The organism is Phytobacter sp. V91 (assembly GCF_965644225.1).
GTDB lineage: Bacteria > Pseudomonadota > Gammaproteobacteria > Enterobacterales > Enterobacteriaceae > CBFFRJ01.
On the sequence record NZ_CBFFRJ010000153.1, the window covers coordinates 1 to 11,308 of the forward strand.

At 54.6% G+C, this 11,308-nt stretch carries 10 protein-coding genes; 4 read left to right on the top strand and 6 right to left on the bottom strand.

Features of this window, described 5'->3' with window-relative positions:
- Positions 1 to 96 precede the first annotated feature (96 nt).
- Positions 97 to 1,026, bottom strand: coding sequence for a sugar kinase (locus ACSZO4_RS22245; protein ID WP_437891234.1), 930 nt, complete (start codon positions 1,024 to 1,026; stop codon positions 97 to 99).
- A 230-nt stretch (positions 1,027 to 1,256) separates the two neighbouring features.
- Between ACSZO4_RS22245 and pdeH the strand changes: the two genes are divergently transcribed.
- Positions 1,257 to 2,027 carry a cyclic-guanylate-specific phosphodiesterase gene (pdeH, locus tag ACSZO4_RS22250; RefSeq protein ID WP_437891235.1) on the top strand — a complete coding sequence of 257 codons (771 nt, stop codon included), beginning with the start codon at positions 1,257 to 1,259 and terminating at the stop codon, positions 2,025 to 2,027.
- Positions 2,028 to 2,077: 50 nt separating this feature from the next.
- Here the strand turns inward: pdeH and ACSZO4_RS22255 are convergent, their stop codons facing one another.
- The 3 genes from ACSZO4_RS22255 to ACSZO4_RS22265 all read right to left on the bottom strand — a co-directional run bounded on the left by ACSZO4_RS22255 (position 2,078) and on the right by ACSZO4_RS22265 (position 5,614).
- On the bottom strand, positions 2,078 to 3,394 hold the full coding sequence (locus ACSZO4_RS22255; protein ID WP_437891236.1) for an MFS transporter: 1,317 nt from the start codon (positions 3,392 to 3,394) through the stop codon (positions 2,078 to 2,080).
- A 263-nt stretch (positions 3,395 to 3,657) separates the two neighbouring features.
- On the bottom strand, positions 3,658 to 4,662 hold the full coding sequence (gene yhjD, locus ACSZO4_RS22260; protein ID WP_437891237.1) for an inner membrane protein YhjD: 1,005 nt from the start codon (positions 4,660 to 4,662) through the stop codon (positions 3,658 to 3,660).
- A 52-nt stretch (positions 4,663 to 4,714) separates the two neighbouring features.
- A complete protein-coding gene (locus tag ACSZO4_RS22265) occupies positions 4,715 to 5,614 on the bottom strand; it encodes a LysR family transcriptional regulator (RefSeq protein WP_437891238.1) in 900 nt (299 codons plus the stop codon).
- 119 nt (positions 5,615 to 5,733) lie between these two features.
- On the opposite strand from ACSZO4_RS22265, the gene ACSZO4_RS22270 reads away from it, so the two are divergent.
- Positions 5,734 to 6,492, top strand: a complete 759-nt coding sequence (locus ACSZO4_RS22270) for an SDR family NAD(P)-dependent oxidoreductase (protein ID WP_437891239.1) — start codon at positions 5,734 to 5,736, stop codon at positions 6,490 to 6,492.
- Between the two features lie 38 nt (positions 6,493 to 6,530).
- Here ACSZO4_RS22270 and ACSZO4_RS22275 read toward each other — a convergent pair whose 3' ends face one another.
- Positions 6,531 to 7,067, bottom strand: a complete 537-nt coding sequence (locus tag ACSZO4_RS22275; protein ID WP_437891240.1) for a GNAT family N-acetyltransferase — start codon at positions 7,065 to 7,067, stop codon at positions 6,531 to 6,533.
- Between the two features lie 152 nt (positions 7,068 to 7,219).
- Between ACSZO4_RS22275 and ACSZO4_RS22280 the strand changes: the two genes are divergently transcribed.
- Positions 7,220 to 8,815, top strand: a complete 1,596-nt coding sequence (locus tag ACSZO4_RS22280; protein WP_437891241.1) for an STY4199 family HEPN domain-containing protein — start codon at positions 7,220 to 7,222, stop codon at positions 8,813 to 8,815.
- 20 nt (positions 8,816 to 8,835) lie between these two features.
- Here ACSZO4_RS22280 and ACSZO4_RS22285 read toward each other — a convergent pair whose 3' ends face one another.
- Positions 8,836 to 10,485 (bottom strand): alpha,alpha-trehalase, encoded by a 1,650-nt coding sequence (locus ACSZO4_RS22285; protein WP_437891243.1) that lies wholly within the window; start codon positions 10,483 to 10,485, stop codon positions 8,836 to 8,838.
- Between the two features lie 322 nt (positions 10,486 to 10,807).
- On the opposite strand from ACSZO4_RS22285, the gene ACSZO4_RS22290 reads away from it, so the two are divergent.
- On the top strand, positions 10,808 to 11,212 hold the full coding sequence (locus ACSZO4_RS22290; protein WP_437891242.1) for a GNAT family N-acetyltransferase: 405 nt from the start codon (positions 10,808 to 10,810) through the stop codon (positions 11,210 to 11,212).
- Positions 11,213 to 11,308 lie beyond the last annotated feature (96 nt).

Here is an 11,308-nt window from a genome sequence, read left to right on the forward strand (position 1 = left end):
GGCATCAGGTCAAACACGGTAATAGTGTACCCGCCTGGTGGCGGGTAACTGAAGTGACTTTAAACATACAAGGGTTAAGGTGAGGGGTATATCGTCTTAGTTCGGCATTGCATCGCGTGGGATAATCGCCCCGCGATACTGAATCACCGTACTGGCGGTTAAGTGGCCGCGTTTTGCTGCCGCCACGGCGTCACCACCGGTCAGGCGCACCGCCAGATAACCCGCGCTAAAGGAATCGCCCGCCGCGGTGGTGTCCACCACGCTCTCTTTTGGCAGTTTCACCGCCGGTATCTCTTGCAGCGGTTCGCCGGCAATTGCCACCAGGCACGAATCCGCACCGCGTTTGATAACGATCTCTTTTACGCCAGCCTGCTGAGTACGGGCAATCACCTCTTCAACCGGTTGTTCACCCCAAAGCAGATCTTCATCATCCAGCGTCAGGAAAGCAATGTCGGTACAGGCGAGCATCTGCTGGTAGACGAGACGCGTTTCTTCTTTGCTGGCCCACAGGCGCGGACGGTAATTGTTATCAAAAATCACCTTACCGCCGTTCTCGCGGCACTCCTGCAACAGCGACAGCAGCTTGAGGCGGCTGGCCGGGCTTAAAATCGCCAGGCTGATACCGCTCAGATAGAGATAATCGAAGCCCGCCAGCGCCTTGCTGATGGCGGCAGATTGCTCGCTCTCCAGCCAGAATTTTGCCGCAGCTTCATTACGCCAGTAGTAGAAGGTCCGCTCGCCAGTTTCATCGGTTTCGATGTAATACAGCCCCGGAAGACGGTTTTCCATACGCTGAGTCAGGCTGGTGTCGACGTTTTCCGCCTGCCAGGACTCCAGCATCTGCTGGCTGAAATTGTCGGTGCCGAGTGCGGTCACATAGTGTACGGACAGCGCCGCCGGGTCGACCTGGCGTGCGATATAAACCGAGGTGTTAAGCGTGTCGCCACCGAAGCCACGATTAACGTCCGTGCCCTTTTGTGACAGTTCAATCATGCATTCGCCAATCACGGCAATTTTCTTGGACATAGTCAGGAACCTGAATCAGATGAATTAGCGTTAGTTTGCTTTGTGTGTGTTTCGTGGTCAACCATATTAAAACGTCGTTCCATTATTTATTTGAGCTAAAGCGTGTTCTGTGCAGATTCCCGCCGTGCTTTTTCATTTTGCGTTTGCCCTGGACTTAAAGTTATCAGTGGTGACGCCGATAACCCAATAACGCGTCCTTCCTGGCGCTTATCTTCAACAGGACATGCGAAATGAAGTTAAAGCAGGTTATCCAGCGGCTAAACTATCCTGAGGCAAGTATTGAAAGCCTCCAGGAGCGTCGTTTCTGGCTGCAGTGTGAGCGTGCTTATACTTATCAGCCCATTTACAAAACCGACGGTCGCCTGATGGCGATTGAAGTGTTGACCATTGTGACCCATCCGGGAAAACCTGATGAGCGCATTGCGCCGGATCGCTATTTTTCCGAGGTGCCGGTACGTCAGCGTGTGGAAGTGGTGCATGAGCAGATTGCCCTGTTAGCGGAACAGAAAGCCTTCTTTACCGAACATAACGTATTAGCCTCCGTTAACGTTGACGGCCCTACGCTTCTGGCAATGCGCCAGAATGTTGAGCTCAAGGCATTGATTGAGAGCCTCCCCTGGATCCGCTTCGAGCTGGTTGAACATATCCGCCTGCCGGAAGACACCACCTTTGCCACTATCAGCGATATGGGGCCGCTCTGGCTTGATGATTTTGGTACCGGGATGGCGAATTTCTCCGCGCTCAGTGAAATGCACTACGACTATATTAAAGTGGCGCGTGACCTGTTCATCATGCTGCGCAAAACCCCGGAAGGCCGCAATCTTTTTTCCCTGCTGCTGCAACTGATGAACCGCTATTGTCAGGGCGTGATTGTCGAAGGGGTCGAAACTCTCGAAGAGTGGCGCGACGTTCAGAATTCCCCGGCTTTTGCTGCACAAGGTTATTTCCTCTCCCGCCCGGTACCGCTCAATACGCTCGCCAGCGTGATGCTGGAGCTTTAACCTCGTACCCGACCTGCAACACTCTGCAAGCCGGGTCGGACTGCGTTAAATCACAATGACTGATGTTTGGTTTCGTGAGTCAGGATAAGCGCGGTCAGCGTCAGCGCTGCCATTGCTGCCAGGTAAATCCCCACGTACATCAGACCGTAGTTCGCCTGTAACCAGGTTGCGATGTATGGCGCAACGGAGGCGCCCAGAATCGACGACACGTTATAGGAGAAGGACGCGCCGGTGTAGCGTACTTCAGTCGGGAATAGTTCTGGCAGTAATGCTCCCATCGGGCCGAAGGTCAGACCCATCAGGCTCAGGCCGATCAGCAGGTAGGCCATCACCAGCGTCGGATTACCGGAACCCAACAGCGGTGGGAAGACGAACAGGGCGAAGAGGATGATCAGTGAGGTAATCACGATCATGCTGTTACGGCGGCCATATTTATCCGCCAGCAGCCCGGCAACCGGTACCATCACCCCAAAGCCAATCACCGCCATCATCAGCATCCACAATACTTCGTTACGCGGCATGCCCAGCCCCTGCGGTGAGGTGCTGTAGGTCATGGAGTAGACGGTCATAATGTAGAACAGCGTATAGGTCGCCAGCATGATAAAGGTGCCAAGCACGGTCACGCGCACGTGTTTGCTCAGCAGCGTACCCATCGGGACTTTTACCTGTTTTTTCGCCGCGGCGATTTTGGCGAAGACCGGGGTTTCATGCAGCGAGACGCGGACGTACAGGCCAATCAGCACCAGTACCGCCGAGAAGATAAAGGGTACGCGCCAGCCCCAGCTCATAAACTGCTCATCGGTGAGCAGCCAGGAGAGCAGCAGGAAAGTACCGTTGGCAAAGAAGAAGCCAATCGGCGCGCCCAACTGCGGGAAGGAGCCGTACAGCGCGCGTTTACGCGGCGGCGCATTCTCGGTCGCCAGCAGTGCCGCGCCGCCCCATTCGCCGCCAAGGCCCAGACCCTGACCAAAACGTGCCAGCGCCAGCAGCAACGGCGCCATAACCCCAATGGTTTCATAACCCGGCAGCAGACCAATCAGCACCGTGGAGATCCCCATCGTCAGCAGCGACGCGACCAGGGTGACTTTACGCCCGACACGGTCGCCAAAGTGGCCAAATACCGCAGAACCAATCGGACGAGCGATAAAGGCGATCGCGAAGGTGGCCAGCGACTGAAGCGTGGCTGCGGTCGGGTCGCCCTGAGGGAAGAAGATATGCGGGAAAACGATAACTGCCGCAGTGGCATAAATATAGAAGTCGAAGAACTCGATGGCGGTGCCAATCAGTGAAGCGATAACGACTTTACTGCGTGAGTTTATCGGTGGATTTTCCTGCTCATTGTCTAATGTTGTGGCTGTGGCTTGCATAAAATTTTCTTATTTTTTGGGCGAACGGACGACCATATTAGTCATAGCAAAAGCGACATTTCAATCTGTAACAAAGTGGGGATATGACGGAAAAACAGGCAAAAAGTGGATAATTTTCAGACCCGGGATTTATCTTCTATGAAATGCTTCACAAAATTTGAATATCGGAATTTAAAACTGGTTTTTGGTTAAATAAAAGTTACGACTTGGTTGTTCATGCTGAAATGATGAGTCGGGCTGATATATTCAGCCCGATGTAGATGTTAGCTATGCGTTTTTCCCGGCATTCTCGGGTCATCTTTGTATTGCGCGGTGGCAATCCAGGCGGCGCAGAACAGCGTCAGGCGGGCAAAGAAGTAGAAGAACGCCATCAGGCCGAGTACCGACCCAAAGGCGGCGCCGGAAGGCGATTTCACCAGCGACGGCAGGGTCCAGGTCATGACGATTTTAATCACCTCAAAGCCAATTGCGGCAATCAGGGTGCCGCGTATCAGCGCCCGTTTACGTGGCCGGTGGCGCGGCAGTCGCCAGAATATCCAGAAGAACAGCAGATAGTTGGCAAAAATAGAGATCGCCAGCCCAATCAGCCGCCAGGCAGGCTTCAGCCACTCGATGTAGTCGAGGTAGAGCGCCGAGATAATCAGCTGCTGGGCTGCGCCGGAAATAGAGGTAATCGACAGGGTGACAATCAGCGCCACCAGCAGGCCAATCAGCGAAATGAAGTCACGAAAGTACTTCACCCAAATTTTCTCCTGGTCCTGCGGGGTTCGCTCCCAGACATCACGCGACTGGGCGCGGATTGCTTCGCGTAGGTTGCCCATCCAGTTAATTCCGGAGTAGAGCGCAATCGCCAGCCCGACGATCCCGACAGTTGTACGTTGTTGCACGGCGGTATTGATGGTGCTTTTCAGGGTGGCCGCCAGCGTCGGGTCACTGACGTTCATCAGGATCTTGTCGAAAATGTCCTGCAGCAGCGTAGGGTGCGAGGCGAGAATAAACCCCCCGGCGGCAAACGAGACCATCAGAATGGGGATCATCGACAGGAATGAAAAGTAGGTAATTGCCGCGCCAAACTGGTTCCCCATACGATCGTTAAAGCGCTCGGCAGCGCGGATCAGATGGGCGATGACCGGGTGGCGTTGCACTTTTTGCGCAGCATCGGTCACGGTGTTGAGCGTTTTACGGGCGGCGCCTGGGGTCGCCATTTTTTTGCCAGATGCGTCATCCTGCTCCTGAGTGGGACGCTTTTCGCTGTTTTCCGACGTCATCGGTGTCGTTTTCCTTTTTCCTGTACGGGCCTGATAAAATTATAGCCCCCGACTAATCAACATAATCTTTCATCACCCCTGACAGCCACTCCATAAACAGATGAACGCGACGTGAGAGGTTGCGGCGGTGCGAATAGAGCAGCGAGACCGGCATCGGTTCCGCGCGGTACTGCGGCAGGATCTCCTGGAGTTTTTTGCTGCGTAGCGCATCACGCACGCCAATACGCGGCACCTGAATAATCCCAAGCCCGGCCAGGCAGGCCGCATGATAAGTGTCGGTGCTGTTCACGGTCAGCACGCCGCCGGTTTTTATCCAGCGGGTCTGGTTGTCATGCCAGACTTCGAATCCCTGCGGACGGACGCCCAGATTGAGGGCGTAATGAACCACCGCGTGGGAAGAGAGATCCTCCAGCGTTTCCGGGTAGCCAAAGCGGGCAAGGTAGTCGGGACTGGCGCAATTGATGACCGACAGTTTACCCAACTGACGGGCAATCAGGCCGGAGTCCTTCAGCGAGCCTACGCGAACCACGCAGTCAAAACCCTCACGAATGATATCCACCAGCCGGTCGCTACTGCTGAGTTCGAGCTCAATGCCGGGGTATTGCTGGAGAAAAGCAGGCAGCCTGGGGATAACCAGGTTTTTTGCCACCGCCACCGGCATATCCACCCGCAATCGACCGCTGATACTTGAGGGATCGTGGAGAAACAGCCCATCGAGCTCGTCCAGATTGGTGAGCAGATCTTTTGCCCGCTCGTAATAGACCATGCCATCCTGGGTGAGTTGTACCCGCCGCGTTGTACGATAAAGCAGCTGTGTGCCAAGGTGCGTTTCCAGCGTCTGGATCTGGCGCGAAACACTGCCTTTTGGCAGCCCCAGCGAGTCTGCCGCCCGGGAAAAACTCTCCAGTTCCGCTACCCGAATGAAGAGCTGCATTGCATGAATTTTATCCATTACACGCCCTGATTGTTGTCTTCAGTGAAACAGTGAAGCGCATTTCGCTATCTTTATTGTTTTACCATCAGCTAATAAGCTTTTTCTACAGTGAACAGCACACAAAAACGAGGTTTCTTATGACACAAACTATCGCATTAGTGACCGGCGGCAGCCGTGGACTGGGAAAAAGCGCGGCATTGAAGCTGGCGGAGAGAGGAACCGGCATCATCCTCACCTGGAACAACAATCAGCAGGCGGCGAACGATGTTGTGGAGGAAATCAGGCGTAAAGGCGTGAAAGCCGTGGCATTGCAGCTCAACGTTGGCGATGTCCAGAGCTTTGAGGCTTTTGCCCGCCAGGTGCAGGAGCAGCTTAAAACCGTATGGGATCGGGAAAGCTTTGATTATTTATTGAACAATGCCGGAATTGGCATCAACGTGCCTTTCGCCCAGACCAGCGAAGCACAGTTTGATGAATTAATGAACATCCATCTCAAGGGGCCGTTCTTCCTGACCCAGCGCCTGTTGCCGCTGCTGGCAGACGGCGGGCGCATTCTGAATGTTTCCAGCGGGCTGGCGCGTTTTGCTCTGCCAGGCTACGCCACCTACGGTGCCATGAAAGGGGCGATGGAAGTACTGACGCGCTATCAGGCTAAAGAGCTGGGCGCGCGGAAAATCTCGGTGAATGTTATTGCCCCCGGCGCAATTGAGACCGATTTCCGTGGCGGTGAAGTGCGAGATAATCCGCAAATTAATCAGTATATTGCCTCCCAGACGGCGTTAGGTCGCGTCGGTAAGCCGGACGACATAGGCGCCGCGATGGCGGCGTTACTGAGTGACGAACTGGCCTGGATGAATGCCCAGCGGGTGGAAGTCTCCGGCGGTATGTTCCTCTGATTTTCAGGTTGCTGCCGCAACGCCCGATAAGTGCTGGCTTATCGGGTTTTGTCGTATTCGTGATGTAGCAAGCCAAACAGCCAGTCATTCTGCCAGCGCCCGTCCAGCCAGAAGGCTTCACGCAGCTCCCCTTCCAGCACAAAGCCCTGCTTCTCCAGCAGCCGTTTCGATGCCGTATTCCCGGCAGTCACCGTGGCGATCAGCCGACGGATCCCACCCTCGGTAAATGCGTACCGGCACACCGCCTCCAGCGACTCCAGCCCGTACCCTTTTCCCTGGGCCTGGGGGGCGAACAGAAACCCCACTTCAGCGCAGTCGCTATCCCGATGGATATAGCCAGTCACCCCCAGCGGCTGCCGGGTTTCGCTATCGCGCACCACCAGACACAGCCAGTGCTGGCAGCCAGGCGACCAGGCGGGAAGGCGCGCATCAAAGGCTTCACGGATTGCCGCCAGGGGACGATCGTCGGCAACAAAGCGCATCACCTGATTGTCCTGTTGTAACGCGAGGAAGAAAGGCCAGTCAGCCTCGCTAATGGGACTGCATTCAAGGCGAAGAGTTTTCAGGTTTGGCATCGTCTGCGCTCCAGAGATTTTTGTTATGTTAAAACCGCCATCACTGATAATAATCATTAACTGGTCTATGTTTTAACTATCCATAAATAAAGAAAATTTAACGATTCTTTTGGCCAGTTAATTATTTCTTAAGTTGTATTTAAAGGAAAAGAATGTCCCGTTCCGCGCCGCTCAGTCTGAGCGAACAATTTGAAGAATGTATCGGTGTTATTCGTCTGGCCTCTATCGAAATTCTGCTGCTACTGAGTGCGCATTTCGAAGAAGGTAAGGATCCACGCTGGTTTCTGGAGCAACTCGATATTGCCCGCCTCAGTCTTGGAGGCTGGGGGGCGGTCGCAAAAAGGTTGAAACTGAACGATGCGGAATTAACCCAGTTTATGGTGCAATTGCGGCATTTGCAGCAGGTTGTTCCGCATTATGAGAAGGGCCAGGACGTTAGCGAAAATCAACTGATTGCCGCCCTGCGCTTTGTCCGTGCGCTTGAGCATCTGCGTATGAAGCAGCCGTTATTGAGCTATAACACCACGCTGCATATCAAGAGTGCGGGGCAGGAGAATGGTTTAACCCAGCTGCGGGCGCTGGAAATGATGCTCAAATCATTGATTAATCATGCCTGGCCGGAAAATTTGCCTTTGCGTAACCATTTGAAAACGCGATTCGGTGCTGATAAGGTGCGCCGCTGGCTGAAAGTCGGCGACGATAACGATGTTTTAAGCGGTATGAAATTCAGCGAGCTGGCCTCGATTCTGGTGGACAGAAAAGAGTTTAGCCAGCACTACGCGCGCGTATTTAACGACACCGCCGTGCTCAATCTTTTCCTTGAGCCGCGTAAGACGCTACAAACGTTTCTCGACGATATTCGCCAGATCCGCACCACCGTGGTGGCCGGGCAGCCGTTGACCAGCAACCAGCTAACCTTGCTGGATAGCTATTACCCGCAAATCACCGGCCCGGTACAGCGAGCCTGGGAAGAAGGGCGAATAAAAATAAACCCCGCAGGCCTGATGAAAGAGGCGGGTAACGGGTTAGAGGCTTTTTGGGAGCAGGCGCGAACCAAAGATCGTGCTGCCGGAGGTGATGCTATGCAAATTCGCGGTGATATAGAGAAACCGGAAAAACGCGCCGCACGCACGCGTGAGCAGCGCGATCAGATCCTCTCAACCATCCTCTGGGGAGCCGTCGGCGTTGTGGTACTGGTCATGGCGGTGGGGGCATTCTGGTTATTCAGCGAGTCATCCTCTTCGGTTTCGGTGCCGCTGGCCAGAGAAAATCGCATTACCGTGCCGATTTCTCAGGATAAGGAAAAGACCACGCCAAAAGAAGAGCTGAGCCAGTTGGGGATCCCGCGTGATGAAAGCAACTTCCGTTCGGCAATCGATCGCAACGATACCCGCGTCGTGTCGCTATTCTTACGAACCGGCATGGCCTGGAAACTCTCCTGGACGGAACAGGCGATGGCGAACGACTACACGGATGTGCTGGAGATGCTGCTGCGCTACCAGTTGCAGATGGAAGAGAACCGCCCGTGCCGCCGCTTTATTGATAACATGGCGCATGAGATGTCAGGCGGCACCCGGCTGACATCTTTGCGTAAGAACTACCTGCAAACGTTCTGTACGTCTGCGCCGGTGGTCAATCGCCAGCGCTATGAGATGGAACAGGCCCAGTTGCGTTATCAGGCCACACCTGACGATAACACCAAAAAGTGGGCCAATATCCAGTCCTCAATTTACGACGCTATTGATTAATACGCTGACTTAACGGGGCGCTACGGCTCCCCGTATAAGCCAATCAGACGCCGCACCACGCCATTAGTCCAGCCAAAACCATCCTGTAACGGGTATTCGCCGCCGCCGCCTTCGCGTGGCGTCCCCCCGGCGATATGGTATTTCTCGATAAGCTTATGGTGGCGCAGGTAGAAATGGTTGACGGTACGCAGCCAGTTGCGGGCAATTTCATCGCCCAGCGCGTCGTTGCCGTATAGTTTGAACCCCTGAACCGCCATCCATTGCAGCGGCGCCCAGCCGTTGGGTTTGTCCCACTGCTCGCCGGTTTCATATTCAGTCGCCATAATGCCGCCCGGCGTTAACAACCGCGCCGCAATGACCTCTGCCAGTCGTTCCGCCTGCTCATGCGTCACCATGCCGACATACATCGGCACGATGCTGGCGGCAGAGAACAGCGCCAGCTCTTCGCGACGCCAGTCATAGTCGCGAAAACAGCCTTTTTCATCGTCCCACAGATAACGATTCACGGCGGCGCGGCGGTCGCTCGCCTTCTGGCGAAATTCGTTCTCGCGCTCCCGGTCGCCTTTCAGTCCGGCAATATTGGCGATCACGCTTTCCAGCTTGAACAAAAAAGCGTTCAGATCGATGGGGATAAACTGGGTGGTGCGGATACTCGCCAGCCGGTTCGCGTCCCGTAGCCAGCGTGATGAATAATCCCAGCCCGATGCCGCGCCAGCGCGTAAATCGCGGTAGACCTCATTGGCCGGGCGACCTGAGTGTTTAGCGGTCTCCACATCTTCCAGCCAGGATTCGTCACGCGGGGTGTCCCGGTCGTCCCAGTAGCGGTTAAGCAAAGAGCCATCCGGCATACGCACCACGTGGCGATAAGCCTGGTTGAGGGACAGTGAACTGGCGCCATCCATCCAGAAATCGTACTCCATCAGCAGATGTTCCAGATAACGCCGCGCGCCGCGCACGCCATCCTCCTCAAACAGTTCGACCATCAGGGCGAAAACCGGCGGCTGGGAGCGGCTGAGATAATAGGTGCGGTTGCCGTTCGGAATATGACCGTAACGTTCAATCATCCACGCGAAGTTATCGGCCATACATCGCAGCAGATCGTTGCGGCCGCTTTCCGCCAGCCCCAGCATGGTGAAATAGGAGTCCCAGTAGTAGGTCTCGCTAAAGCGACCGCCGGGGACGATATAGGCCTGGGGCAGCGCCAGCAGCGATGACCAGGGAATATGATCCTGCGGCTCACGCGTCAACACCGGCCATAGCTGATCGATGTGTTCTTTCAGGGAGTTTTGCGGATCGGAAACGTACTCGCTACCGTAAGCCTCCGGCATCCAGAAGTGCATCTCCACGAACTGGCGCAGATCAAAACCTGGCTTGCGTTTGATTTTTCGATAGCGGATCAGGATATCAAGCGGATCCATTTTTGGCGCGCAGTCCGGGAAGGTTTTACTGTCGGCAAAAATGCGCGCGGACTGTACGTTCTCAAACAGCTCAAGGTAACGATCGGCTGGGGTGAGGGCGTCAGACGCGGGCAGCCCTTCGATCATTTCAGGCTCCGGTTCCGCCTCGATCATTTCATCCAGTTTTAACTCGCAGGGGTCAATTTCGTAGCGAGGTTCTTCTTCGGGCGCAAACTCAACGGATTCAGCGATATGAAGTTTCTGGTTGAACATAGGGATACTGGCCTCCGGATGTCGTCGTAACAGATTACGGGTGTGTCCCGGCTTATCTATAAGCGTAGACATTCGCTTCGATCTGTGGGGAATAAAGTGTGGAGTAGATCACGTTTGTTTGTAGGTGATGATAAAGGGTAAATTCTTAAGATTATGATTTTTATCAATTAAATTGATTGCTGTCCGGCATTTTCTACGCTCGTGATCATTTGCAACGATTTATGAACCCCGTGAATTTATGCAAAGTTTATCGTATTTGACTTTGCCTGCCGGCAAACCGAGCATAACCGCATCAGATTGATGCTAATGACCGGAGCCAGCGTTGGAATTCACCCCTGTTACCCTTGAGCAGTGCCTTGATATTCGCCATCTGGTTTTATGGCCGCAGCTTCCCCGCGAGGCCTCTCTGGTGGAAGGCGATGACGATGCGCGGCATTTTGGCGTGTTGCACGACGGGGCTATTGTGAGCTGCCTGTCGGTATTTATGCTGGATGCCTCGACCTGCCAGATCCGTAAATTCGCCACCCTGCAAGCCTGTCAGGGTCAGGGCTTTGGCGGGTACCTGTTTCGCTCGGTGCTGGAAAAGATGGCGGCGGCGGGGGTGAGTCATGTTTGCCTCGATGCCCGCACGTCTGCGCTGGGGTTTTATCAGAAATTCGGCTTCATTCCGCAGGGAGAAACCTTTTATAAAAAAGGTGTGGAGTATGTGCGGATGGCCAGGAGCTGAGGTTGCCCCTCACCCTTTTAGGGAGAGCAGCTGTGTTTAAAGTCAATGGGTGGCAGCTAACCTGCCGCCCATTTTGTATTGTCACGCACCATGGCG